The sequence below is a fragment of the Paenibacillus oralis genome, from assembly GCF_003863965.1.
GTDB classification, from domain to species: domain Bacteria; phylum Bacillota; class Bacilli; order Paenibacillales; family Paenibacillaceae; genus Fontibacillus; species Fontibacillus oralis.
Window position 1 is genome coordinate 141,311 of sequence record NZ_RRCN01000002.1, and the last position, 26,225, is coordinate 167,535.

Consider the following 26,225-nt stretch of genomic DNA (forward strand, 5'->3'; position numbering starts at 1 on the left):
GGTTCACTAATGCAAATATTTATTTTTTGCATGATGGGGTTCCTTGCACTTATGCTTGGCTTCCTCATGATTGCAAAGAAGAGAATGGATCGAAATGAGCCGGTAATTGGTTGGCAGCGTAAACAACATCTTCAGGAAGTCAACCAGTCTGCAGGTACAAATCTTCCGGTAAACAAACCCAAGAACAAGTACGCTGAAAAGCAACTGAAAAAAGAGCGGCAGAACATGAAAGACCTAATCGGCATCGATGATATTCACCACGGTATTTTTGTGAAGAAAAACAATGAATATTGCGTGGTTGTGGCTACTGATTCTGTAAACTATGACCTCTTAAGCGCTCAGGCTAGGCAAGCTACAATTCTTGGATACAGTTCGTTGTTCCGGGTGATTCGCTTTCCGATTCAAATTCTTGGCCAAGCGGTTCGGCAGGATTTGAGAAAGGAAGAAGCGCGTTGGAACACAAACTTGGATAAATGCAATCCACAGACGAAGGATTACAACTCAAAAGTTATCAAACACATCAAAGACAAGTCGGAGAAGGAGTTCCGGATTTCTCGTAAAGTTTATTACGTAATTACGTACATTCCGATTCCGAGCAAAATGGGAGCCTTGAAACCTGAACAGCGAGAAGAAATGATCCGGAACGAGCTTTACCAACGTGCTGCAACCGTTGTCGGAATGCTGCGTCAGTGTGAAATCTTCTCGTATATGCTGGATAGTCTGTCCGCGATGGAAGTTATGAAAAGAGCGCTTAATCGAGATCGGATGGTTATCAACCCTGTTGATGACTTGATTACGCAGGGGAAGGAAAAGCTCTCGGTTTACATTACGGCGGACGTGACTTCGCTGCCTGGTTTTGATGATCTTGTTTATGACCCGGAGGAGGTGCGAAAGTATGTTCAAGCTTTCGAAGAAGAAGACGCAAACGCAAGAGATCTCCAAAGAGCAGCAAATCAATGATGTGAAGGGAAGCGCGAAGAACGACGCCCCTCTTTCTTTTCCGAATATCGTCGAGAACATGCTAAATGATGGTGCCCATTTTGAAAGTGACTACTTCATTCTAAAAACAGGTCTGGGGACAACCAAATACGGGCGTTCGTTTTTTGTTAAGCCAAGTGGTTATCCACGCTCCGTACGGATCGGGTGGCTTGAAGCCTTGTTCACTGGAGACGATTTGGATTGTTCCGTTCATATTGAGCCCATTGACCGAAATATCGCGATAAAGAGACTACAGGATAAGATTGATGAGTTCGATACGGTCATCTATTCTGCGTCAAATCGTGGAGACCAAGCTAAAATCGATGATGCTCTTCAAAAGAGGGAGGATACAAAGTTCCTCCAAAGACAAATAAAGAACAATACGAACGGGCTATATTACGTTTCTGTGCAAGCCACGGTTTATGCTAATTCACTTGACGAATTGAATGCTAAGTGCGTGGAAGTGGAAAATGAAGTTGCTGGAGAGTCGATAGAGATTTTAAGTGCTTTTAATCGTCAAAAGGAAGCATTTCTCTCTACTCTACCTTTGGGGAAAAATTACCTTCCAAAGTCGGATCGTAATCTCGATCAACTTAGTCTCACGGCGATTTTCCCGCATGCCTCCTCCAAACTTAATCACCAAGGGGGATTTCCAATCGGCCGATTTGGTCGGGATTATGTTTATTACAACAACTTCGACTCCAGTCTTAACAACTATTCGCTTGGTATTTTCGGTGTTTCGGGTTCCGGGAAATCGGTACTGGTGAAGCAGATTATTGCTCGCGGGTACATGGACGGAATCATGAAAAACGTCATTATAGACGTTGAGCCCGAATATCGTGAACTCACTTATGCATTAGGCGGGGTCGTCGTTCCAATACATCCGTCCAAGAATGACGATGTAAGTAGAATTAATCCTCTCGACATTTTCCCGGAAAAAGAAGTCAAGAACAAGGGAACCGAAGATGAGTATATTGAGGAAAAAATCAACCTTAATGAAAAAGTAAAGGAAGCTCTTGAGTTTTTCAAGGTCATGAAGGAGTCGCTGACACCGGATAATCGCGGTCTTAGCCCTGTTGAGATTGGGGTCCTTAACGACATCCTTGAGGAGCTCTATATCTCCCGCGGTATCACCGAAGATCCGGCATCAATTTACGAGCAAATCGAACATATCGATGATTTCGGTACTATTACTTATCGGAAGCAACTCATCCCGATGCCAACCATCTCGGAAGTATACGAAGCACTTTGTAAAGAGATGAAGAATGATTACGGCGAAGAACTCCGCGAAATTTGTAACATCGTCAAGCTTTTCACTCGAAACAAAGCCTTCGGAATGTTTGATGGGCAAACGAAAATAATTTCTGAAAATAATGTTTCGCTCGACGAGGCCCCGGTGGTCACATTCGATATTAGTAAATTGTCAAGCAATGGTATCGAAAGGCCACTCGCTCAGCACGTTCTCATGACATGGGTTTGGAATCGTTTCATTGTTTCTAATCCGAAAGTGAAAAAACGTGTCATCTGTGACGAGGCGTGGATGATGATAAAGTATGCTTCCATGATGGAGTGGTTGAAGCTTCTGAGTGCTCGCGGCCGGAAATGGAACGTATCTCTTACCCTTGTTTCCCAACGTTATGAAATGTTTGAACGTACAGAGGCAGCAAGGGATGTCGTAGCCCAATTCGATACAGTTTGCTTCTTACGTCAAAGTGATCAAGATATTTCACCGATCCTAAACACCTTCCGTTTGAGTGAAGATGTTGGAAACCTCATTAGAACGGCTTCAACGGGGCAGGTGCTGATGAAGGCAGGTAAGCAGATCGTTACCTTCCAATCGGAGCCTACTCCAGAGGAATGGGTGTATCTCAACACCAACCAAAACGTAGAGATGACACCAAAGAAGAAAAAGACAAGATCGAGAGAAGAAATGATCACCTGGTTGGAGGATAAATCCCATATACCGGATGGTGATGTTGCATGATAAAGCGTTCGGGTCTGACTCTGGTCGCCCTTTTGATACTGGTTCTTTTACTGGCAGGGTGCGGTTCGAATGTATCAGGTTATGAAGACCCAAGTAAAAAGACAACAGCTGGCAGTTCTTGGAGCAGCTCGGCTATTGAGACGAGGTACACCTCCAGGACCAGTACCTCTGCAGGGGGCGAAGTCAATTTTTCTTCCGGTGATTTGTCCAGTGCTGGGGACGATTCGGGAGCACTCGTTGGACAGAAAACGCAAGATATGCTGGATAAAGCTGAAAATGATGCGAATCTAATGAACGGGTTTATTATTGGGCAAGCCAATAATCTCTTCAAAATCCCAGGAATAAACAGCATTCAAAATCTCGTATTCGGTAACCCGTATAGTACGTGGGGCTTCGGTAGCAATACGGGCGACAATTTGGTTGACGGCATTTTCTATCAGTCCGAATTGAAGCAGGTAATCAATCCCTTGATCGCCACGTTCTCAGGGGTGTATGCAACGATTTTGATGCTGGCGATTATGCTGTCTAGCCTGAAGGCTGGAATGAAAGCTCACAGCCCTCAGTCCAAAGAAGATTTCTGGAAGGACGTTCACATGTATGTTGCATCAGCCTTTTTTATGGGGCTTTTCTGGATGCTCTTCCACACACTAATGGCAATCAACTGGGGGATCGTTCAAGGTGTAGGATCGACCTTGAAGAGTCTCGGGAAGCCCCTCGATGGAGTTTCCATAATTGCAACTGCTACGAATGATGATACCTATCAGTTTAAAATGGGCGACCTATTTGTTTTCCTTGCGGAATGGGGACTGGCTGCCTATCTCAACTTTATCTACATTGCGAGAAAAATCATTATTGTTCTTCTTTGTGTTATGTCTCCTTTTGCGGCTTACAGCTTGCTGTTTGCAAAAACTAGAGCTTTTTTTGGAACATATATGAAGGAGCTAATCGGTAATATTTTTCTTCCAGCTATCCATTCCACGATTTTGTTCGTATTCGTCCAGATGGCCGGCAACTTGGGGCAAGGTATGGGGCCAACTATCTTTAAACTTGGCATGATTATCATGTTTGTTCCGGTTACAGGCATGGTCAGCAAATGGCTAAACCTCGGGGATTCCAGTACCGCGATGGGACGAACGGCAACTGCCCTTGGACTTGCAGGTATCGGGGGAGCGATGATGCTTTCCAAAGGTGTCATGAACATGTCTGGAAAAGGAAGAGGTTCAGCTAATGGGGTAAACCCAGCTGGTGGTGGCGGTGTCGGAACGGAAACTCCCGGAGGTACTGGTGTGTCGATGGGGAATGACTCCGGAGCATCAGTTTTGAGTAAGGCAGCTGAAGGCGGATCTGTTTGGAATAAAGTGAAGAAGGCTGGTGCAACAGCAGGTGCTGTTGTTGGCGGAACTGTGGGTTCACCATTTGGTGCAGGAGGAGTGGTAGCAGGAGCGGCTATTGGCTCTAAAGCTTTTAATGGGCTTTTGCAAGCAACAAGGAATAGCTTTTCTGGTTTAAAAGGCACTTACTCTACCATTAAGAATGCCGGAAAAGGAATTGGTGAAAATGAAAAACCCAATTGGAGTTTCGGTAATATCGGAAAAAAATGGGGGGATCTTGCAGAACGTCGTGCAATGATGGGTGAACTTGGTGAATCAGTAGGTATGTTCGGAGGAGGAGTTGGAGCAGCTATCGGTACAGCGATGGGTGGACCAATCGGTGCAGCAATCGGTGGAGCGATCGGCGGCAAGCTTGGTACTGGAGGAAAAGCACTGGGTCAAATGTTATCCGGTGTAAGTCGTCAAAGAGCCTTCGAAGCAGGAAGAGGCGAAATACGTCCGGATGGAACAATGAGTGCAAAAGGTTTGACTCCTGAACAAATCGTGGGTGATAACAACAATAATTTCACAAGATTTATGGGTGGGCCTAACGGAATGGGAGAAGTTCGCTGGTCACAAACCGACACTCGCTCTTGGTACGAAGCGAAAAATAAGGATGGTAGCTGGGAACGAATTGGCGCTTATGGTGCTGGTGATGCATCACTTAAAGGTGGGGCACGCCGATTAATTGATTACAATCTTCGTGGTCCTGGGGATCAGTGGACTCGGCAAGAAAATGGCTCCTACACACGTTCCATTCAGCACCCAGAAAGAATAGACGCCAATGGACGAGTCACGGAAAAGGCTAGAACTGAGAGGGAATTGGTCGGTATGTCTGGCTCTACTGCTACTCTGGGAAGAAAGAGTGAGGCGTACATCGCAGATGCGACAGGGAAGAAGCTTCATTCTGACAATAGCTTTGACGTTAGAAGAGTCAATCCTGATGATTATTTCAACCATACCCAAATTGGTAAGGTGAATGCCAAAGGGAAACCGACGGCCCCAGATGACAGAGCTGCAAATATCGTGGCCGGAACTTACAAGGCTACCGGTGCTGCAACAAAAGCCGGCATCAAAACTGTAGCATATGGCCCCAAAAAAGCAACTGGATGGGTTCAGCAAGGATATCAGAACTATAGAGATCGGAAATCGTCTGGGGTTATCTGATGAACTGAACAAGTAAAGATCGTAGGGGGATATCTTGAAAAATAAGGTGTCCTCCTTCGATTGGAGGTGAGTTCTTGAGCGCAACTGAGGTAGGGCAACAAGCAGCGGGACAAGCAGGTGGAGCGGCAAAAAAAGCCGGCTCAAAGGCAATAACAAAGGCAGTAGGTAAAGCAGGCAAATATTTAAAAAAACTCTTAGTGAAATTTCTGAAACAACTCATTATGTCGCTAGGTAAGATGATCGTTGCAGCCATAGGTCCTTGGGGGATACTTATCATTATTGCAGTACTACTGATTCTAGCGCTCCTTTCTGCCATTCCATTTTCGGATTGGTTTCTCGGTGGGAATGCCAGAAGTGCCGAACAAAAGAATGCCGATTTGCAGTATGAACAGGAGTTTAAGGAGACTGCTAATGCAACTGTAGCAGAATTGTGGAAAATTGAAGCAGACAAATCATGGGTTGAAGAAGTAGCAAAAACAGTTAAACCAAGCTGGGGGATTCCTTCTGGACTTGTTCGCTACGAAATTCTCGTTAATGAGAAAAAGGTTGAGTTATCTGATTATAAACCATCAAAACTCATTAAACCATTTACACCGTATTATACTTATACAACTATAAAGGATGACAAGGAACGAATTAAGACTGTCATAAAGTGTCAATCGGGTACAACAACGGACATTTCTGAAACGAAGTTACCCAAACATGATGTTCTTTCAAAAATCACGCTAGATTATGCCTTTATGGATATTCAACCTCTAAAAAGATATTATCCTGGGGGTACTGTTAATAAAACAGACGAATGGGAATACATTGATTCCAGTAGGTTCGCAGGCTGTACTACTACCAGATACAAGCAGTGGGAGCACACGACGGTTGATGATCGTTTTGTCCCAACTTTTAATGTAGATGCTCAGCAATTCCAGAGCATTTTAATCGGACTTGGAATAAATCAGGATGACATGAAATTATTCTACGAATTTATTGCAACAGCTGATCCTGATTGGGATTCTACTCTATATGGTATAAATACTGCCAATAATGGCATATCGGTTGGATGGCTCCCTGGGACCGCGAAAGTTTCTGACTTTGTTCTACGTTATGAACCTCTTGTCAGGAAGTATCTTGAATTATATGGTATGGAAGAACATACACAACTTGTACTGGCAATCATTATGCAAGAATCTGGGGGAAAGCTCTTGGATGTTATGCAATCATCAGAGTCTGCCGGAAAGCCTCGAAACTATTTTACTGATCCTGAAACTTCCATAGCACAAGGTGTTAAGCACTTTTCGCAAGTTTTCAAAGCAGCAAATGGAGATATCAAAATCACACTCCAAGCCTATAACTATGGGATCGGTTATGTGTCATATGCTTTAGAAAGAGGTGGATACTCGAAAGAAAACGCCCTTGAATTCAGCCTTATGATGAGGAAAAAACAGGGATCAGACGGCTATGGTGACCCGGAATATGTAGACCATGTGTTGCGTTATTATAACATTTCAAATAATACTATTGAATATACTCCTGGAGATCAAATCTTTGACGTACAAGAGGTACTAAATATAATGATGCAATTTGATGGAACTAAGTATTTCTTTAGCGGTAAATCTCCAAAAACGGGATTTGACTGTTCAGGTCTCATATCCTATGCCTTTGCTAAAGTCGGGATTGATTTATCCGGAAATGCTGCTTCTCAATACAAAAAAACAGTACCCGTATCAGCGGATGAAGCCAAACCGGGAGATCTCGTTTTCTGGGAAACGTACAGGCCTGGACCTTCACACGTAGGTATGTATTTAGGAAATGGAGAATTTTATAACTCTGGTTCAACTTTAGGGGTAAGTAAGGATACCCTGAACCGATGGAAAAATTATCCCTTTCTTGGGTTCAGACGTATTGTTAAGTAAGTTATGAGAGGGTGGGAGAATGAAGCATTTTAAATTTTATTTGTCTTGTGTGCTAATATTGATTCTCGGTGTGGTGAGCATTGGTTTTTATTCTTACAATAGTGATATCCAAAAGTCAAAAAGAGACGAGCAAGCAGCGCTTTTAGTAAATAACGATTTTGTCAATAAGTTTTTTACGTATAACACAACCGCGGAACGTTACAGAAATGTTGAGCCGCTTATGACTGAGCAGGGATTTAGAGCAACTCACCCATCCGGCGAAGGAATTCCAATGGATAGTGAAATCAAATCCGTTGCAACTGATATTAAAACTTATGTGCAGAAGGACCCGGCATTAAAAGAGGATAACGTAGTAATGCTTAATGAATTCACGGTTTCTACCGAATACAATCAAGTTCAAAGTTCACAAATGGTAATAATGAGGACTATTCTTAAAAAAGATGCGTCGAGTCATTGGAAAATCGACGACATTGAAATGATTATACAAAACATGGAGTAGTTCCTGCTAAAGGAGGTAGAACAATGGTAGACAATTTACTAGACGCAGTTCATCAACTCATTAGGCTTGCCCAAATTGTTGGGATTCCTGTGCTGTCCTGTTTGTTTGCTTTGGGGTTCATCCTCTTGTTGACAGCTGGGAAGAACCCAATACGTAAACGTAGAGGGATGATCTTTATTATCGTATTTGGTATCGGGACCTTTCTTATTGCTTATGTTCCAGCAATTATACATTCATTCGCAGGAGAGGCTCCGGGCCAAACATCAAGCGGCCATTCAGTTGAGCAGCTTGTCGACTCTGCAATGCCGGTAGGCTCCATTATCTTTAGTGCCTTAAAATATATTGCCATTCCAATTACCGGAACAATGTTTTATATTGGCATCTTTGTTCGTCTTATGGCCGGAAAGAATCCAGGTAGAAAGCGCCTAGGGATCGGTCTAACTATGTTCTCCCCACTTACGATGGGGGTAGTATTGCTCATTCCATTATTGCTTCCAAAACTGTAATACCGAAAAAAATACGAGTTGAACTGTAAGAGAAAGCGATGAAGCGAGGGCCTGTACCCTCGCTTTTTTCATATATATCGTATCCTAGTTGCATGGATGGCACTATATACAGGGTTTAAACTTATTTTTCTTATTGTGTTTTTTTGATACATCAACTATTATGAAGTTGAAGAGATGTCACTCTACATATAGGAATGATTTGAATGATTGAAAACTTCTCAAAAGAAGAACTCGAAACCTTATACGACGAGATTATGTTCAAACTCACTGCTCCATTCCCTCCCAATACGGTGGAGTTTAAAAATCCAAGAAAACCGGCGAGCGCATATATTCCATCTCATGCATTTCAACACAGGATTCGTACTGATGCAGGCCCTTACTGGTCTTGGAGAATTACGACAGACAAACCAATTTATCATGAGGAAACGGATGAAATCGAGGTGCGTGGAGTCCTTACTATTCTTCATGCGAGTGCAGAAGGGCAAGGATTTGCTACCTTAGACCGATACTCGGATACAAAAAAGATAAAGTTTTATAAAGAATCAGTTAGGGCCGCAACCAGCGATGCGCTTCGAGATGCAGCTGATTTTTTCGGGATCGGTTGGAGTGATTTGGCGCCGTATAGAGAATGGGCTAAAAATCCAGGAGCGGGCCTCGAAAAATCTGGTGGATCTGACGACCTGAAGGCACTTCACCTGCCAAAACAAAAGGTTGAGGTGAAGCGCTGTAAAAAATGCGGTGCTGTATTGACGCAGGAAGACTTGGACTATCTGATATTAGTTCGGTGGACAAATCAAGTCTGCATGAAGGACGTACCAGACCACCAAAAGAAGAAGTTTGATCCTCATTATGGGAAGGTGAAATAAAATGGCGAAAAACCTTGTCTTAACCTGTTCGCTCTGTGCAAATTACTGTCCGAATACCTCGAAATGCAGGCTCAATGATGAACCTCGGAAAGCTTATGATTCTTCCTTTGCGGAAACATGTAAGGAAAACGGGGGATTCATTCGATATATTCATGTCATTCCGGATGTATATAATTATTATTCCATGAGCGAAGATACTCCTCCGAATTGGACACCTCCAGATCTCAAACGAATCCCGACTGACAGAAATGGCCTTCCGCTTGTTGTGAAAACAAAACGGGGGCTAGAACGTGCGATCCCGGCAGATTCTTCCGTCATCCTTGAAGTGGAGACTACGATTGAAGGAAAAGTCTCTCCGATCACTACATATCAAGGTCAACGTGAAATAATATATGAGATAGGGGTCAAACTTGCTGCTGAAGAGGCTTCTAAAGCTGGAGTACCTCTCACTGTCCTCCCTGATGAAAGAGATTGGGAAGGCATTCCGGAGCACGTTTATGCCTATCTGGGGGCAACAAAAAAATACAATCGAGGTGGTAAGGCATGGTTAACGGACAAACCGGTTCAATGGAATTATTAAGTGACTTGGCGAATGACAAACGCTCAAATATAATCAGCAGATTATCAATCCTTTACAAAAAGTTGAATTCTGGAGCAGGGGAACAGGACTATAAATTTGAGAATTATCACATTGTCTTTCGTAATGGAATTCTTGAAGTACACGGATGCATCGATGATGTGAGGGTAACCGGTCCAAAATATTCGGAAGTTCATTTGGGGCGTATGATTTCAAACTATGGGCAACTACCTTACTATTGGATTGAAGGTATCATTAGTTAAAGCCGTGAAAAGAGACACCTCAATTACGGTGGATGTATTTTACCTTCTCTTGGATGCGGTCAAGACAAATCTCATCCATGAGTATTATCAAAGCATCGCGGACCTAGTTGATAAGGAAACTGAATCTTTTTTATTGTCACCATATCCATTGCCCTACAATCCACAACGAATGTTCATTTCAAAGAAGCAGCAGAAGCTTTGCAATGAACTTTTCCCTCGACACCGAACTGTCATTTGGGTAAATAGCAAAAGGTTTTCTGAGTATAAAACCAACGTTCATAGGCTGTCTATCGAGCAGTATGATTTAAACTCCAATGAAATTAAAGGAGTGACGAATCGTTTTGCAATTGAAGTGTCTATCTGGTCAGCTTTAAAGAAACATAACATCGAACTAGAAAGTCCGTACTTTTCGGATAAGGAATTACTTGAGCTCGTGAATATAGAGAGTTTCATTCTCAAGGCAATAATGGATGTTTACGTGTCTCTTGGTCGGTCCCCAAGCGCTAGAGAATACGAAATGATCCAGAAGAATAATGGGGGCCCGTCACTCAGTTTCATTAAAAGCGAGTATGGTACTTTTAATAATGCGAAGGCAAAATTAAAACTTGAGTTGTGGAAATGGAAAGGGGAAAAGTATATTTAAACAATTGGTTCTGCTATTCACCTCTAATAAGTAATCTGTTATAATTAACCTAATAAATTGAATAAATACAACAGCAGGAAGCACCGCTGATTAGGGTAAAGCCTAATTCGTGGATGCTTCTTTTTTTAATATTATCCATCGGGGGGATATTCAAATGTTGCAGGCACGAATTCCAAGTCGATTTGTGGGCATGGTACCAGGGGCGTATATGGTTGTGGGGTTATCATTCAAACCCGAGGTAACATCTAGTGTCAATACAGGATTTGGTATGTTCGATTTTAAGTTCAAGATTGGGGACGTAGATAGACCGCTTGATATCCTGTCGGCTCTTCAGGTGAGCGAGCAAAAGATTCTTAACTAATTTACTAGGACAGAATTCCCGCTCCAAGAAAGACATCTTCCGGCAGAAGGTAATGTTTGCACAAGTAGTGATCCAGCGCTGGGTCGCCCCTCGTTTTGGAACGCTGTTTCCTTTGCCAAGAGAGATAGTAGATGAGAGCTCATTCATATTATGGAACCCCTGATCTTTAATCAGGTCAGAATCCTGAGAAAGGCCTAGTGGAACAAAGTGATTAAGAATTCCCTTGGTATGCATAGAGTAATTCAAATACAGGCTCACCCAAACGGTGATTGGTGATGTTTTTGTTAGGCATTAAACAAGAAAAGGTGTGGTCATGCTGAAGAATCGTCTGGAATATGAAAAATTGAAAATTTCAACTTCATTTGTTAAAGGTCGGGAATTCTTGGACATAACAGGCAGTGTAATCTTAACCGATGAAAGAACGGGGTTCAGCAAGGAAGGAGGCTATATTCGTGCAATAGTTATTTCTTCGAAGTGGACCCGTCAATCCTTTATTGAGCTCACTGCTGGAATAGACGAGAAGTTATTTAACTGTGCATGTTGTTTGGATGCGCATAATCTTAGTGCCGGAACAGTCGCATTTCTTATGGAAAGTGAATTTGTCGGATCAGAAAGATCGCATGAGGACCGGGCTTTCGTTGACCTTTTCTCATTTTTACAGGAGGTTCTGAGTAGCGACATCATCGTGACGTTCCTACCTTTTAGTCTTGAAGTGAAAAAACAGCAGGGCTTTATTCGAGTTTGGGGGCCGGATAAAAGATCGTATTCGATCAGTTACAATGCCGTTAGTAATGAAATGTTAACATTAGATTCCGTTGAAGGACAGATCGGTGCTGACGAAGCGGCAGCAACTCCCAACTGGTCTGTTGCTCCAGTTCTTAATCGGTTGCGCTCAGTATCTTTGGCAGAAGGAGTATCCTGGCATAGTGAAGGGGCAAAAAAGGTCGTCGAACTCTTTAAAGAAAATGAGAATGCCCCCTTAACCAAACAACAAATTCTGAACGCTGTTGTGTTAAATGAGGACGACTTGAGTATGGCCATGATGGAATTGTTGGACCTCGATTTACTAGAGGAATGGGAGTTAAAGGAGGAAGAAGAGAAGGAGACTCAGGATGAAATAAAGCCGATATTCGAAAGAAAGGATTTCCTGCAGGCAGTTTATGATAGGGAACATAGCAAGGTACAAGAACTTCTGCGGCAACCGGGTGTACAGGTAAATGATATCGACGCTGACGGACGAAATGCTATGTTTATTGCCCTTGAGAATAAGGACCTCGATATGGTTAGACTTCTTCTTGAAGCCGGGATAGATCCCAACTATGAAAATGAGGATGGGATGACGGCAATTAAAATATGCTGGTTAACTCGAAACCACTCAGCGGAATCTCTATTAAGGGAATACGGTGCAGAATTGGATATCTGACACTCCACCCGGCTAAAGCCGTGGGATTCTTGGATAGTTAGCGCACTCACTTCATTTCTGCTTCATGCAACCCCCAAGTATAGGGCTGTGCCATCAGCCCATCCTAAGACAGTGCAAATAGCATCTTAGCCTGACAGACTGTTACCATATGCCACAGATGGGTGTTTAGATGTTTTTACGTCTTGTGTTTTACGGACTCATAGATTTTACGCTCGGAAAGTCTTCTTTAAGTCCGAGCAACCTCATTCCATACCTAAAGACAAGGGCTTTCTCGGCTAAATATCTGTAACGAGAAGGTCCTATATTGCATAGGAAAAGACGGGTGTTATGAAGCCCCGTCTTTTTTGTTTCTCATTTGCGAATACAATTTGTAAGGCAACGCAATACCGGCTAAGAATAAGGATGCGGACATCATATAGTAAAGTACGGGACTTGTCGTTATAAGCTTTGGCAAACTTGTTGATATCCAGATGAGTGCGATCAAGTAAAAGGATGAAGCTCCGGCTATTATGTTGTAGCGTACCAAGTAATTGAGAACCCCACCTGTATCATCCGCTTTCTTTTTTGCGATCACGAAGCCAATACACTGAAGTACTAACACAATGGCGACAATCCAAGGAATAATCACATTCTACCTCTTCTCCCCCTGTTTGTCTTCAAGGATTTGCTCCATAATGAAGATATCGAGAGCACTTTCGATCCCTTGAGCAAATAAGGCGGCCTTTTCCGGACTGTCAAAGGTGAATTTCATGCGGGATGAATACTCTTGTGTGTACTTGCTTGGAGAATTGGTTCTGAAGACTCGCGCCGATTTAATTCTGTCTTTTAACCAATATTTCTTAAACTCGAAGGCAAAGTACACATTTGTTGTTTTTTTCATTTTTTCACGGAGTTTGTTGTCTTGGAAACTTACCTTTACCTCCACGATGTGTTGATTAGGAGTCAGGGTTGATTCGCTGACCTTTACGTTCCAAGGATGGACGGCTTTATTTTTATATCTCACGATCATTCACCTTCGCTAGTATATTTATACTTATTTTACACCATCATATTGACTCCTGCACTTCCGGAACACCGATCCTAATTTACATTGCCGGCTCATCATAATATAATAAGAACATACCTTTTATTTATCTCTCTTAGTGGAGGCACGCGCCAGGCCACTTATTCTAAGCTTGTTAATTCGTTCTTGGAGAACTTCTTTGTCTATTGGACATAAATTGCTCACTGGCATTAATTATATTGGAATAACGCTTGATCAAAGCGGCTAATTGATGAATTAGACGTTTTGGTCAGGCGTTTTTTCTTTGCCTGAAAACTAAAAAAACGTAGAAAAGGAGCTTAAAGAGTATGGGGAAATACTGGAAGATACCGGTCATACACTCGATGCTGGAAGTATCGACTGCTCACCTGTCCAAAGAAACACTGAAATGGCTGGGGGAACACGCGGATTCTATAGAGCCCAGTGGCTTCATCGTCTATGCTAAATCAGAGTACGGATACTTTATTCCGATTATCGACTCTGATGATTCCTTGTCTGAAGACAGAAGCATACCCGACGACTTAAGGAAAGTCATCGAATTTGCGGAAAGTCAGCAATGTACTTGGATCATGATTGAACGTGACGGATTCGTAATCGACCAGCTTCCATTGCTTGAATAGCAATGGTATGCGAAGCGGTCCTTGTTTTTCTGGGATTCTTTTGCGAATCTCTTTTTTAATTCCAATTTTGAGGAGAGGTGGACATGGTGAAACGAATAGCATTGATCACTGAATCACAAGCAAGACAAGAAGTACCTACCGTTGCCTATGAATTTTACAAAAGCCCCAAAAGCCGCTGGGTCAACGCAATTATGGAGTATATGGAGACCAGGGAGTTCCCAAGGAGTGACATGTTTTTCGTCAGCCTTGTTAACAAACGGATTTACGGATATGACGAAATGATTAGTCCTTATCCCAAGAGGGTTTATCATCCAAGAAAACAGGATAGCGCCATGTTTGCTCAGGACATTTTGAAATTCATCCAATCTTATGGAGAACCGGTATTTGTTGAACTCCATATGAGCCAGACGCTGGCCAATGAATTGAAGTCTTTGTTCCATACCCATGGAATTGACTACAAGTTTTACGGGGAGGGCCAATCGCTTGCAGCGAAACCGATATATTATCAGCGGCTGATCCTTGAAGAGATGGATGTCCGTAAGGTAAGGGACATACACCGAGAGAAATGGGGGTTAGCAGCCGGCATTATTAAGAGGTCTCCGACTGAAGCTCAACGAATCTTGGACGAGTACGGACACAAACAGTATTTGTTTAAACCCGAGGTGGAAACTATCCTTGAGAGCCTGAAGCAGGTAATGAAAAAGCATTATGAACGGCGTAAGGATGAAAGGGAAGCCTTCGATGAATTTCTCCAGGAACTCGCGGCGGAAGAAGGTTCTCAGGACTTCGAGGCATTTTTCCAAAACGTCAATTGTATTTATGAGCTTTGTGCGCAGTCACAGAAGTACGAGCAACTGAAGACACGGTTCGGTCGCCCAATGTCCAAGTTTGAGCGGTATCTCATCAAGCGGGAATACGCTCTTGAAATTGAAAACAAGATCAGTGCGACCTTACTGAAGTTACAAATCAATCTGTTATAAAAATAAATGACATGGTGGTGAATATGAAGCGTAACCGAGAAAAAATTCCGATTGTTACTCGTTAGTTTAGGCGTGATGAAGGAGCAAGAAAGCAGGAGAGGAAGGGGATGATCCTGAGTTCCTTTCTTGTTTAGAGCCCATTGTGGCCACCTTCGGCTCATATCCCTACCGGGAAAAGTAGCGGCCGCGCAGCCCCTTACTGTACGCGCGGTAGGAAAACTGTTAGATTCCTGCCTTCTCCGAACCTTTCAAAAGTTTCGGAAAAGGAGAGTAACAATTCATGAATCAATTGTCAAATAAAAAATCTACCCTTCGTTATTTTGGTGGCAAAGGGTGGCTTGCAAAGCATCTTATTTCCCTATTCCCAGAAGATCATACCTATTCAACGTTTGTCGATCTTTTCGGGGGTGGCGGTCACGTCATCACGCAGAAGGCTCGAACGTCGCAGGTGGAGGTCTTTAACGACAAGGATGCTGATTTGGTAAACTTCCTTCTTGTATTGGCTGGTCCGCAGCGACAAGAGCTCAAACGCAAATTGCATTCCCTGCCTACCAGCCGGTATCTCTTTGAGAAATGGCAAGATGAATGGTTTCAAGGGATACGGCCGGATAGTGAACTAGAACGTGCAATTCGGTATTATTACATTCAACGAATGAAGATTGTTCCCAGTCCGAATGAAAAGAGTGGTTTTCGGTCGAGTAAGACGAAGAACACTGCTACTGACTTTCAGCATTCAATTGAAAATCTTGATGATTTTGCTGAACGATTCAGAAACGTTATGATCGAACAAAGAGATTTTCGTGATATCATCGAAATTTACGATTCCCCAAACACCTTCTTTTTCTGTGACGCACCCTATGTGAATAGGGAGCGTCGATACAAAGGAGGCTTCAGTAAGGGAGATCATATTGATCTGGCAAATCTTTTGTCAAAGATACAGGGGAAAGCGATGGTCACCTATTACGGACACCCGTTGATTCTGGAACTTTACTCCTCCTGGCGTTTAGAGACTGTTGATGCTGCAGTAGGAGGGGTAACGAAAGGAGAGTTAGGCGAGTCAAGAAATCGGAAAACTGAGCATATTTTTATGAATTATCAATATGAGCGGCAAATGACGCTCTGGGACTAAAAATCATCATCAGCAGGAGCGTAACCCGCTCCTGTTTTGCTTTTGAAAGCGAGGTATAGAATATGAAAGTCGCATTTATTATTGAATCCTCCAACCGGATTCTCTCCGGCCCTGCCAAGGAGTTTTATTACGGGAAGGGTAGCCGGTGGATATCCGCCGTTTTAGATTATTTAAAGGAATGTCAGTTCCCTCAGGAAGACATTTACTTTCTAAGCTTCTACAACAACCGAATTATTGGATTTGATGAAGTTGTTGAACACTACCCGCTTCAGCCTTCTCCATCAAAGGCACAACAAAAGGAGTTCGCTGGAAAGATTTTTAATTTTTTAGAGGATAAATACCCAGGGGCCGAAGTTGATCTACACGTAAGTAAAAATATATCCGACCATCTGATCCCTTTATTGAAACAGGCTGGGATACGTTTTCATCTGTTTGCCGATGGTGTGCAGCTTGGAATGAAGCCGAATGTCTATAAGGATTTAATCCTCCAGGCAAGGTCAATGAAGAAGATGAAAGAATTGCAGAAGGAAAAAGAGCGATTGATCGCAGTTCCTGAGCATTTTACCCCTCATGAGGCAGAGAGGATTCTAGAACAATTTGGTCATCTTGGGTCTCAGAACGGCTTTAAAACATTGTTTTCGGAGTTAAAGCAACATCTAAAAGCTTATAAGCAGCAGGTACGCCAATCATTAGCTGCCAAGGACGAGTTCTATCGTACATTTTTTAAACAGGAAGCAGGGGAGGAACTGCAATCCTTTTTTGAACAGATTGGCAGTATTACGGAGATGTTTAGGCGACATGAACAATTGGATACTCTTAAAGCCAAACATGGAAAACTAGTTGCAAAGTTTACTAAATGCCTGATCAAACAGGGATACGTTAAAAACACCGAGAACCAAATCAGCGAATTACTATTTCTCTTACAAATTGCTCTATTAAAAGGGTGATGAATATGGTAAAAGTTCAAGGTTTATGGGGCTTTCTCCACTAAAGGTGCAAGAGGGTAACTGATTTGTTCAGTTTGTAAGTCCAATGTGGCTCGCTCTCACGCTGGTAACCCGATCGGGGAAGAGTAGCATCTGCGCCCCTTGTGGAGCAGATGGGGCAACAATAGAGTCCCGCCTTATCCAAATCTGAATTTCTGATTTGGAAGGGGAACTCCCTATGAATACCATCGAACTAATGGATTGTTTAATTGGCATGCAGCACTTGCAAGAAGAAAGTGTAGATCTGATCATTACTTCTCCACCGTATAACGTAGGGAAATCTTACGAAACCAAGACGGATTTGGACTGCTACTTATCCTGGCAGAGGGAAGTTATCTATGCATGCGAAAGAGTGCTTCGTGTAGGAGGCAGTATCGTTTACCAAGTTGGTAATTATATCAACAAGGGGGCCGTATATCCCCTTGATTGTATGATGTTCCATTACTTTTTGGAATGCGGATTGATTCCAAGGAATCGGATCGTTTGGCATTTTGAACATGGTCTGCACTGCAGAAATCGCTTTTCGGGCCGCCACGAGACTGCCCTATGGTTTTCCAAGGGGGAGGAGTATACCTTCAATTTGGATTCTGTACGTGTTCCTCAGAAGTATCCAGGCAAAAAACACTATAAAGGACCGAAGAAAGGGCAGTTATCGGGAAATCCTCTTGGCAAGAATCCTGGTGATGTTTGGATTATTCCAAACGTGAAGCATAATCATCCAGAGAAAACGGAACACGAATGCCAATTTCCGCTCGATTTGATTCGCCCCTTGATAAAGGCCTTAAGTAATCCGCACGAGCTCGTATTAGACCCTTTTATGGGATCGGGAACGGTTGCGGTTGCCGCTTCGGAATTATCAAGGTGTTACATTGGTTTCGAGTTATTGGGCAAAAATATTCAGATTGCACAGCAACGATTGACAGCCTTAAATGTTGAGTGAATAGAGACAAGGGGCCTTATAGATCGGCCCCTTGTTTTTTTACTAATTTTCTTCAAAAACAACCTGGTGCTCGTTCATAATGAAGTATCGGAAAGATGCTAATTTAACAAAGATGCAGGAAGATATGAAAAATGGGTTTCCGTGAAGTCTTCGATCAATGAGAAACTTGAAATTCATTTGAATCATGGTATGATTAAGTGCATACCTTGTATTATTTTTTCTAACTCTCAGCCTGGGCATAGAGAGTATTCTATCGTAACCGAAGCACCTGAGAAAGGTGATTAAGTTTAATTCACACTATTCGTGTGTCTTTTTGCTTAATCCCTTTAATTCAGGTGCTTTTTTGCGTTTAGCCAAAAGTTCAATCAACCAACTTCAAAAATCACCTGACAAGGGAGCAAGAGACACACTTTGTTTTATTGTCAGGTGATTTTTGCGCACCTACAACCCAATCATAATTCTTTAGGAGGAGATTCAAATGGAAAAAGTTCGTGTAGACTATTTGCTTAAGGGTTCATTAGAGCTGGAGGCAGCGGATATTTCGACTCATAAGGTTCTCGAAAACCTTAAGTATGATGTACCGATTAAAGAGTTGGTGAACGGCGTTCTTACCGAACATCAAGGTATTGATCCAGAGCACATCTTCCTCGCCTCGATTTATCGGGCAGGCGGCAGCCGCGACGGTGAAGCTATTTTTGATGGGATCACCAGTCAAGATGTTGAAAAGCTTGCCACAATTGCTGCCACAAACAACCATCGGGCCTTTCGGGTTTGGACAAAGCTAACGATGGCGCTTAAGGATGTTATTCTTGGTCAGCGGGACATCGAGATGGCGTTTAATCAGATTGACATCCGAGACTGCCTGAAGCAACATACGGTCCTTGCTACGACATGGCACATTGACGATATTCGTGATCGATATCCTTTCGGAACCACCGATGAGGAGCTATTTGATAAACTGAAAAGTCTTGAAAGTGCCCTGAGCAATGTCGCAAACATTTCCGGGAATGAAGTAATCGCAGACAACTGCCCAAAAAGGGAGACCGACCACGAGGTGATCGTCCGGACTGCTTGGGCAACCCGCAATGGCGAAACGAGCTACGGTGACATTTATACCGATGAAGGCGTTGCCCTCACTGATCACCCTGCAGATGATATCGTGAAGGGATACATTATTACGGGAGGCTCTTCCATAGAACAATTCATCAAAAAGAATTTCTTAGAGTTCTACGAGGACAAACGGGAATTGATGGCGACGATTCTACGTTTTCCTGATATGGTGGATCTTATCAAAGATCTATCGTTTCACGACGATCATACTTTACTAATCAATCCAGAGTCGACTTCCAACCAGCAGGTTGTAGAAGTCAAATATGTAGTGGCGATGGATGACTGCGGTTTTTTCAACTATCGTGTCGATCTTGGGGACTCCAAAAAAACCTACACCAGTGACCTTGATCGAGCTACAAAGTATGATTGTGAAGCAGACTACCTTGGCTATCTTGGAGCAAATGAACTGATTTGGCCCGTTATTTTCCTAAAAGGACAGTGGGCCTGTAAGTAGTAAGTAAATCATCAGTGTAAGGAGTGGGTTTCTTTAACGGACCCGCTCCTTTGCTTTTAGTGATTATGTTCTGGAGGGATAAATATATGAACTCATTGTCTTTGCCTGAAGACTCGGTATTGGAGTATCGATTTGAAGATGGGCCCAACAAAATTAACCCACAAGGGGATTTGAAACGGCATAATTCTATAACCAAAGTGGTATGGGCGATGTTGCAGAAATACGAATACTCTTTCTGGGGTGTGCTCCGAAATTGGAGTGCTGTATTTCAGTTTGAAAAATTACATATGGTGGTTCACCACTTTATTAATGACATTCCGGATGAGCGTTTGATCGAGCGGAGTTGCGGCCTTCGATGGGATCTTTTCTTAGTCAAAGAAGGAATCATAGAGGAACTCTTTGATTATTTTGAAAAAAAAGGGTTCACGGTTGAAGTCCCAAATCAGGATTTTGTGGATGCCTACCTCACGGAAGCTTTTGGGATGGACGATTGGCACCTTCATTCTCCCAAGCATAAATTCATGATTTGGGTTAGGCGTTCAGATATGGCTTTCCTGATCGAATTATTCTTCGACAAGCCTTATGCCCCTTACGGCGTAAAGAAGAGGCTTGAATGGCCTGATTTTCAGTCTGGTCAACTTTCGCTCTGGGATGACCTGCCGGACGTTCAAAAACGTCGTAAGCAGTCAACTGCATCGATTACCATCAAAGGGGAAGATCTTACGATTGAAGAGAAGGTTCCGGAAGAAGTTGACTCGATCACGGATATGGCCATTGAGAGAATCTTTAATGAGAACTCTACAGTGATCGCTAACTATTCCGGGGGGAAGGACTCGACGGTCATTGTTCAGAAATGCATTAAATTTAAGCTGGAGCATCCTGAAAATAAGACCCGGTTGGTCATCCTCAGTGCGGATACCGGTGGTGCTGACAATCCCCTGATTCGACAGCATATCCGAAAAACCAAGCAAGCTGTCGAAGATTTGAACCTCAACATCGAATTCATTATCGTTGAGCCGGACGTCGAAAACTCCTATTTTACGTGCGTATTTGGTAAGGGCTATCAACCGCCTTCATCTCAATTTAAGTGGTGTGTTGATCGGCTCAAAATCACTCCTGGACGCATCGCTTTGTGGGATTATGTCCAAACTGGGGAGAAAGTTTGCCAGATCTTGGGGTCAAGGAGTTCCGAATCGACGACACGGGCATTAAGCGTAGAAAAGGAATACGGCGATGAGTTCTATGGTTCTCACATTGCCTTTGATGGGAAACTGAGAACGGCAGCTCCGATTCGCCACTGGACAGCCCGAAATGTAGTAACGTATCTTGTTCGGAACGCAGCTCCCTACGACTACTCCAACTACGTCCTACTGAATCTGTATGGTTCAGCAGCGGGGGGAATGGACGAGTGTCCCATTGGAGCAGCAATTCAGTCAGAATCGCAAGCGGTGTCGGCATGTACAGGGAAAAGCAGCCGGTTCGGGTGTGCCTTTTGCACGGTTATCAACGAAGATTCATCGCTTTACAATCTGTCGCTTGATTACCCTGAAGAACTAGAGAACTTCTATCTGTTTCGAACTGCACTCAAAAGAACTCAGGACATCCGGTATGGAGGATTTACTGCATTCCAGCGCAAAGGTAAGTATCGGTTTGAACCTGGCTTCGGAGATATGACGATTGGGATACGTACAATCCTTCTTCGACTGATGAGGGAATATGAAATTCCGATCTTGGAAGAAGAGGTCTACACGATTTATCGAATGGTTGAAGAACGAGAGTGCAGGGAAGGGTTTGCGGTATCTGAACGCTTCCGAAAAGCCCTCTTTGGATTGCTCGATACTTCACCGATTTTCTATCCGCATGCGGACCCGATCATGAATCCAACCGGTATGATTGATGTTTGTACGAGCAATGACAAAGATGCCATCGAACGAGTTATCGCGATGATTGAAGCGGGAGAAATTGAAGTGGCGGAATAGAACTACCTTTGGTCTGCCGTGGAGGGGAAAATCATGGGAAAATGGTATCACGGTACTTCGGAGAGAAATATGAAGTTGATTCTGCAATCATGGTTTAGGCCCAAAAAAGGGGTATGGGGGAAAGGAGTTTATTTTTCATCTTCGAAGGATGGAGCCTCCATATTCGGTTCATGTATATTGGCCACACAGATTGTGGACGAAAGAATCATTCCAGTTGATTATGAAGAATGGGTAAGCAGGCATCCGGATCGGTCGACATGGCCGAAGGAAATTCAAAAATTGGGGGGCAAGGGTATATCAGTGCATTATCACCATTCCAATGAAACGGAACTGTGTGTGTTTGATCCTAGTATTATCAATCAGATCTTTTACTGATCAAAGAGAGGATTGAGAATGGCAAGTTAAAGAGAAGAGGATATATACCCGTGTTGGGCTGTATCCTCTTTTTTTACTCACTTGTGCGCAAAAAGAAATGGTCAAAGAAACGTCGGCTGCTTGCGTCCTTATCGAATTGAAAGGGGATTCCTTCATTACTTCGGACCAGAACATTGTGATCACTTTCGGAAACAGCAGCATATTCTTGATCACGATCATAGGTTGCGCCGCTAATTACAATGGATTTCGTACAGGTGACAAAAGGACGCTTATCGACGATACCCTTTCCCCAAGCTGCGAGGCGGGCTCGAGTAATATTACCCTCTTTTTTGATACGATTTCGCGAGCCAGTCACGATGAGGTAACGTGCATTGTCTGACTCCATTTGTCCGGGGTACAACACATATTGGGGACCGAGATCCAAAACTTCTCGCTCCTCGTAAAAACGCCCTTCCTTGCCGTTATGAATGATAACTCCTTTTTGGATTTCCTCTTTTTTCATGCCATAGCACCAACCTTTAATTTATGCCGAGTACATCTGCTTTATCAACACTTATTTAGTCTCCTATTTAATCTTCAAATTTAATCACCAACTATACGAAGACCGTTTTTCTAGCCCCTCAATAATCTCTTCTCTACTCATTTCTTTTCGCCCATTAATTCCTGACATACATCTTTCCCAAGTAGTGACTTAGCATAAGACAAGCTCTCCTCAACATTCCCAGCTTTTTCTCCTGCCAGCACTTTCTCAAATTGATCCACAACCCATCCTAGAGCATCCTTATACTCTCCAGCACTTACAACACGCTTTTCTTTTCCCTGGATGGCATCGTACTCATCTTGAGTTAAATAATCTTCTGGTTTTGCCGTCCCTTCTCCCCACCAGAAAACTGTATGTAAACGACCAGCATATTTTCCAGTAAGCACCTTAAACTTAATAAGATCGACATCACAGCCCAATACCTCCAATGAAGTATATTGAGTTAATTGACCATCTGGATTGGGCGAGTCAGATTCATCATCCCAAAAGTTTTCTCCCTTTGCCGTGTATAGAATCAATCCTTTTTTAATCTCTTCATAATCTTTCAACGATCAACCCTCATCTTTCTAATTTTAAGTGTATAGTGTCTTGCAGGTCGTCCAATGTGTTTAATATATCCTTTTTTAAATAAATCGCTTTTGTCCAGTGCCGATAAAACCCGATTATTAATTTTTAAAGGATGGTGATCACCTGGTTTATCATACATACCAGCACGCTTGGCACATTCATGGATTTCATCTAAATCTCCGTACCAAACTGAATCGCGACCATTTTCGATTAGTATGTCATACATGTGTTCTGCGATAGTTTTCTTCATGCTTCCTCCATATCAGCATAAAAGAAAGATTTATGTACTAGTTTTAAGTATTGCTGCAACCTTTTTACCGAGAGATGTAATTACCCATCTTGTTGAGTAATTGTACATTTCTCCAGTATCTTTAACCAGTCCCTTATTAGCGAGAAATCTTCCTGTTCGTAGGCCTCTTCCGATATTTAAAGACTTGCTCCAATCGTCCATAGCAAGCAAGTCCCTGCGTTGTGGCTCTGATAATTTATTTATAATGGATTCAATGCCGACATCCACAAAGCTTCCTCCATTTCTTAATTAAAAGGAAATTTCATTCAAGCATTCCTAAATGTCTTTTGACAAGCGAACGCAGTATATTCCTTATTTCCCCATAGGTCTCTTTATTAAAAGGATTCTCAAAGTACTCTCGTTCTAAATCAAGAGCATTCTTCTCGTTCAAATCAGCAATCTTTCTGAATTCTTCAAGTGAATATCCTCCGTGCTTTATACCTAGCATATATTCTCTACTAGCACCCTCATATGTAATTGCACTCTTAAAATCCTTAAATCCTAGACTATAAAATTTTATTAGGAATGATAAGAAATGAAGCGACATCATAGCCTTCTTTGTATTATATCCATGCTTAGCAATTAAATTTCTCTGTATTTCAGAGTTCGGCTTCGTGAGATCTTTCATCTGCCCTCTGTACATACCAAAGCAACTATTAAATAAACTTCTAAGATTGATTGTTGCAATATCATCTCTCATTTCGAGCAACCGTTCAGTTTCAGGGTAACCGAATGTTTCAATTTCTATTGAATATAACAGCTCCAGAAAAGTAAGATTTGAGTTAGACAGTAATTTTTCTAGCTTCCTTACATCATGGATTTCAATATCTTCTGCATCTGATGTTTGAAAGTTTTTATATAATATTCCTGAATACAAATCATTAAATGTTGGTAGAACAAAATACTTAATATCTCTATCAGAAGTTCCTTCATTTAAATTTCTATTAATGCTACCAGACAATGCTTTGAATACTACTTCTCTACTATGTATTTTCAATTTTATTGCCCTCCTTCCTTCTGGATAAAAGGAAAATTTGATCAGCTAAAACCCGCCGCTTTCAGTTTTTTCCCAATCCTCATATGAGGTCTCAATTTTGATCATATTATTTTCCATTCCTCCCCAGGAAATCAACACATGTTTTCTGACTTTAATCGATTCACATCGGTCTCTTTATAGTACCAAGTGGTTGTCCCATCCATCGAGAGGAGCTTTGCATCAATTTCGTTCCTTTTGGCGAGGTTTCGAAGTTTGACGATATTCACTCCCCGCCGTGTATAGTAATGGGCAGAGAGCCATCCCTCCTTTTTCAGCCGCTTTTTTAGCGTTTCGGACTCGCTACGATTAACGGTTATTTCTTCGATCATAACACCGACTCCTCTTAATTAGGATTTAGTTCCCTGATTCAAAGGTTCTTCGACTTCGACAATATGGTCTAAGAGAAATTTTCTAAAACGAGTCAACGATTTTCTCTTGATTGTATAGTAAATATGTAGTTCGAGGTACCCTAGATCGGGTAACTTCGTGCCATCAGGTTGATAGGTTGTAGCTTCATTGAAAAATAGACCTAGAACACCAACGGTTTTTTTACTTAGGCTATCAATATCTTTCTGCAAACGATCATTAAAGATTTCGAGTCGGTTAGCTCTGACATAGCCAATATCCTTAATGAAGGGGGAGCATGACAGACCGGCCGCTTCACAAGCTTTAGTGAACTCTTCAACAAAAGCTTCAAGGTTTTCCCTTTTGATAACCCCAAGGACATTGCGACGACTATCACGATTCCAAGCCATTGCAGACAAATGACGTGGCTCGATGCCTATCAATTTGGCTTTGTTCACGCTGATTCCTCCCGTGTCAGTTTGGTGATTTCATTATAGCATGCTGTGCATTGGCCGGCATTTTTATGAAGTTTACACAAGGAACGAAATTTCATATAATTAATACATACCTTATTTTTTCTTTTTCTGCGGGGTCACGAGACAAACCGTCATTCTAACGTAAGTGCGCTCTGTCATGAGTGATTAAAGACTGCCTATTTCAGGCTGATTTCTTTGATCTCATGACAAAGCGCATTTTTTTGTTCTTAAAAAAAATCAAATCCTTTAAAAAGGTGGTGTCCATTGAATGAACGAGGACGGGGAAATTTTGATTCCAAAAGAGTGGGTTTATGTTGGTCAACGTGTCGTTGACGGGAAGAGGGTTTATGCGTGGAAGGTTCTCGGGGAGAACGATAGTATCGGATATTACAAAAAACCCCTTGCTGCAGCTAGTGTGGGTGGTGTTTATCGGTTTTTCGAGAGTGATGATGGGAAGACAATCAAAGTCAGCGGGACCTATTCTCCGGTCTATTTGCGGAAACATGACAACATTGAAGAAGTCCGGATTTGGGCTTTCAAAGATGAGGCAGCTAAGCAGGAATTATCGGTAAAGTCCATGAATACGAAGGCTTCGAAAGTTGATCCACTGGAAGACCTACTTAGTTCATTGAGGAGAATCAGCAAAAAACTTAGCAGCACGGAACGAAGAGCTCTTCTTTCAAGGATAGCCGATGAAATATTCACTGAGAACTGAGTGCTCTTTGGTAATATAATTTTCCAAAGGTGACGACTCTAACCCCGAGCTATTGATGGTCGAAGGAAATCCCTCTCACAGGATTTCCTTCTGTCCC

Annotated in this window: 29 protein-coding genes; 21 read left to right on the forward strand and 8 right to left on the reverse strand. The window is 42.6% G+C overall.

Annotation, left to right across the window (positions count from 1 at the left end; all coding sequences use genetic code 11):
* Positions 1-9: 9 nt before the first annotated feature.
* The 12 genes from EHV15_RS34325 (at position 10) to EHV15_RS34380 (ending at position 12,544) form a co-directional block, all read left to right on the forward strand.
* Positions 10-960: a hypothetical protein gene (locus tag EHV15_RS34325; RefSeq protein ID WP_128635767.1), complete on the forward strand. Its 951-nt coding sequence runs from the start codon at positions 10-12 to the stop codon at positions 958-960.
* Positions 896-2,962, forward strand: coding sequence for a VirB4 family type IV secretion system protein (locus EHV15_RS34330; protein ID WP_128635768.1), 2,067 nt, complete (start codon positions 896-898; stop codon positions 2,960-2,962). The genes EHV15_RS34325 and EHV15_RS34330 overlap by 65 nt, the downstream gene beginning before the upstream one ends.
* Positions 2,959-5,499, forward strand: a complete 2,541-nt coding sequence (locus EHV15_RS34335) for a hypothetical protein (RefSeq protein ID WP_128635769.1) — start codon at positions 2,959-2,961, stop codon at positions 5,497-5,499. The genes EHV15_RS34330 and EHV15_RS34335 overlap by 4 nt, the downstream gene beginning before the upstream one ends.
* Before the next feature lie 74 nt (positions 5,500-5,573).
* On the forward strand, positions 5,574-7,406 hold the full coding sequence (locus EHV15_RS34340) for a bifunctional lytic transglycosylase/C40 family peptidase (RefSeq protein WP_128635770.1): 1,833 nt from the start codon (positions 5,574-5,576) through the stop codon (positions 7,404-7,406).
* Positions 7,407-7,425: 19 nt separating this feature from the next.
* Positions 7,426-7,905: a hypothetical protein gene (locus tag EHV15_RS34345; protein ID WP_128635771.1), complete on the forward strand. Its 480-nt coding sequence runs from the start codon at positions 7,426-7,428 to the stop codon at positions 7,903-7,905.
* A gap of 23 nt (positions 7,906-7,928) precedes the next feature.
* On the forward strand, positions 7,929-8,411 hold the full coding sequence (locus EHV15_RS34350; protein ID WP_128635772.1) for a hypothetical protein: 483 nt from the start codon (positions 7,929-7,931) through the stop codon (positions 8,409-8,411).
* A 203-nt stretch (positions 8,412-8,614) separates the two neighbouring features.
* Complete coding sequence (locus tag EHV15_RS34355; protein ID WP_128635773.1) at positions 8,615-9,277, forward strand: hypothetical protein; 663 nt, start codon at positions 8,615-8,617, stop codon at positions 9,275-9,277.
* A 1-nt stretch (position 9,278) separates the two neighbouring features.
* On the forward strand, positions 9,279-9,857 hold the full coding sequence (locus EHV15_RS34360; protein WP_128635774.1) for a hypothetical protein: 579 nt from the start codon (positions 9,279-9,281) through the stop codon (positions 9,855-9,857).
* Positions 9,821-10,117: a hypothetical protein gene (locus EHV15_RS34365; protein ID WP_128635775.1), complete on the forward strand. Its 297-nt coding sequence runs from the start codon at positions 9,821-9,823 to the stop codon at positions 10,115-10,117. Before EHV15_RS34360 ends, EHV15_RS34365 begins: the two co-directional genes overlap by 37 nt.
* A 28-nt stretch (positions 10,118-10,145) precedes the next feature.
* Positions 10,146-10,760, forward strand: coding sequence for a homing endonuclease associated repeat-containing protein (locus EHV15_RS34370; RefSeq protein WP_128635776.1), 615 nt, complete (start codon positions 10,146-10,148; stop codon positions 10,758-10,760).
* Between the two features lie 154 nt (positions 10,761-10,914).
* On the forward strand, positions 10,915-11,121 hold the full coding sequence (locus EHV15_RS34375) for a hypothetical protein (RefSeq protein WP_128635777.1): 207 nt from the start codon (positions 10,915-10,917) through the stop codon (positions 11,119-11,121).
* 313 nt (positions 11,122-11,434) lie between these two features.
* A complete protein-coding gene (locus EHV15_RS34380; protein WP_128635778.1) occupies positions 11,435-12,544 on the forward strand; it encodes an ankyrin repeat domain-containing protein in 1,110 nt (369 codons plus the stop codon).
* Between the two features lie 631 nt (positions 12,545-13,175).
* Here EHV15_RS34380 and EHV15_RS34385 read toward each other — a convergent pair.
* The gene (locus tag EHV15_RS34385; protein ID WP_128635779.1) at positions 13,176-13,547 is read right to left on the reverse strand and encodes a hypothetical protein; all 372 of its coding nucleotides are present in this window, start codon (positions 13,545-13,547) and stop codon (positions 13,176-13,178) included.
* 347 nt (positions 13,548-13,894) lie between these two features.
* Between EHV15_RS34385 and EHV15_RS34390 the strand changes: the two genes are divergently transcribed.
* The 8 genes from EHV15_RS34390 (at position 13,895) to EHV15_RS34425 (ending at position 22,159) form a co-directional block, all read left to right on the forward strand.
* Positions 13,895-14,206 carry a DUF5983 family protein gene (locus tag EHV15_RS34390; RefSeq protein ID WP_128635780.1) on the forward strand — a complete coding sequence of 104 codons (312 nt, stop codon included), beginning with the start codon at positions 13,895-13,897 and terminating at the stop codon, positions 14,204-14,206.
* Between the two features lie 83 nt (positions 14,207-14,289).
* Entirely contained in the window at positions 14,290-15,186 is an 897-nt protein-coding gene (locus EHV15_RS34395; RefSeq protein ID WP_128635781.1) for a hypothetical protein, read from the forward strand.
* A 280-nt stretch (positions 15,187-15,466) separates the two neighbouring features.
* Entirely contained in the window at positions 15,467-16,315 is an 849-nt protein-coding gene (locus EHV15_RS34400) for a DNA adenine methylase (protein ID WP_128635782.1), read from the forward strand.
* A 62-nt stretch (positions 16,316-16,377) separates the two neighbouring features.
* Entirely contained in the window at positions 16,378-17,262 is an 885-nt protein-coding gene (locus tag EHV15_RS34405; protein WP_128635783.1) for a hypothetical protein, read from the forward strand.
* 217 nt (positions 17,263-17,479) lie between these two features.
* The gene (locus tag EHV15_RS34410; RefSeq protein WP_128635784.1) at positions 17,480-18,241 is read left to right on the forward strand and encodes a DNA-methyltransferase; all 762 of its coding nucleotides are present in this window, start codon (positions 17,480-17,482) and stop codon (positions 18,239-18,241) included.
* A gap of 478 nt (positions 18,242-18,719) precedes the next feature.
* Positions 18,720-19,805 carry a hypothetical protein gene (locus EHV15_RS34415; RefSeq protein ID WP_128635785.1) on the forward strand — a complete coding sequence of 362 codons (1,086 nt, stop codon included), beginning with the start codon at positions 18,720-18,722 and terminating at the stop codon, positions 19,803-19,805.
* Between the two features lie 86 nt (positions 19,806-19,891).
* Positions 19,892-21,784, forward strand: a complete 1,893-nt coding sequence (locus tag EHV15_RS34420; protein WP_178076109.1) for a phosphoadenosine phosphosulfate reductase domain-containing protein — start codon at positions 19,892-19,894, stop codon at positions 21,782-21,784.
* Positions 21,785-21,817: 33 nt separating this feature from the next.
* Complete coding sequence (locus EHV15_RS34425; RefSeq protein ID WP_128635787.1) at positions 21,818-22,159, forward strand: poly(ADP-ribose) polymerase family protein; 342 nt, start codon at positions 21,818-21,820, stop codon at positions 22,157-22,159.
* Between the two features lie 73 nt (positions 22,160-22,232).
* Here EHV15_RS34425 and EHV15_RS34430 read toward each other — a convergent pair whose 3' ends face one another.
* The 7 genes from EHV15_RS34430 to EHV15_RS34460 all read right to left on the reverse strand — a co-directional run bounded on the left by EHV15_RS34430 (position 22,233) and on the right by EHV15_RS34460 (position 25,395).
* A complete protein-coding gene (locus EHV15_RS34430; RefSeq protein ID WP_128635788.1) occupies positions 22,233-22,661 on the reverse strand; it encodes a hypothetical protein in 429 nt (142 codons plus the stop codon).
* A 137-nt stretch (positions 22,662-22,798) separates the two neighbouring features.
* The gene (locus tag EHV15_RS37785; protein WP_246062085.1) at positions 22,799-23,248 is read right to left on the reverse strand and encodes a hypothetical protein; all 450 of its coding nucleotides are present in this window, start codon (positions 23,246-23,248) and stop codon (positions 22,799-22,801) included.
* The gene (locus EHV15_RS34440) at positions 23,245-23,517 is read right to left on the reverse strand and encodes a hypothetical protein (RefSeq protein WP_128635789.1); all 273 of its coding nucleotides are present in this window, start codon (positions 23,515-23,517) and stop codon (positions 23,245-23,247) included. The genes EHV15_RS37785 and EHV15_RS34440 overlap by 4 nt, the downstream gene beginning before the upstream one ends.
* 30 nt (positions 23,518-23,547) lie before the next feature.
* Positions 23,548-23,784 carry a hypothetical protein gene (locus tag EHV15_RS34445; protein ID WP_128635790.1) on the reverse strand — a complete coding sequence of 79 codons (237 nt, stop codon included), beginning with the start codon at positions 23,782-23,784 and terminating at the stop codon, positions 23,548-23,550.
* Positions 23,785-23,818: 34 nt separating this feature from the next.
* Positions 23,819-24,553 carry a DNA polymerase beta superfamily protein gene (locus tag EHV15_RS34450; RefSeq protein ID WP_178076110.1) on the reverse strand — a complete coding sequence of 245 codons (735 nt, stop codon included), beginning with the start codon at positions 24,551-24,553 and terminating at the stop codon, positions 23,819-23,821.
* Between the two features lie 131 nt (positions 24,554-24,684).
* Positions 24,685-24,921: a hypothetical protein gene (locus tag EHV15_RS34455; RefSeq protein ID WP_128635792.1), complete on the reverse strand. Its 237-nt coding sequence runs from the start codon at positions 24,919-24,921 to the stop codon at positions 24,685-24,687.
* 18 nt (positions 24,922-24,939) lie between these two features.
* Entirely contained in the window at positions 24,940-25,395 is a 456-nt protein-coding gene (locus EHV15_RS34460; RefSeq protein WP_128635793.1) for a hypothetical protein, read from the reverse strand.
* Positions 25,396-25,681: 286 nt separating this feature from the next.
* Between EHV15_RS34460 and EHV15_RS34465 the strand changes: the two genes are divergently transcribed.
* Positions 25,682-26,128: a hypothetical protein gene (locus tag EHV15_RS34465; protein WP_128635794.1), complete on the forward strand. Its 447-nt coding sequence runs from the start codon at positions 25,682-25,684 to the stop codon at positions 26,126-26,128.
* Positions 26,129-26,225 lie beyond the last annotated feature (97 nt).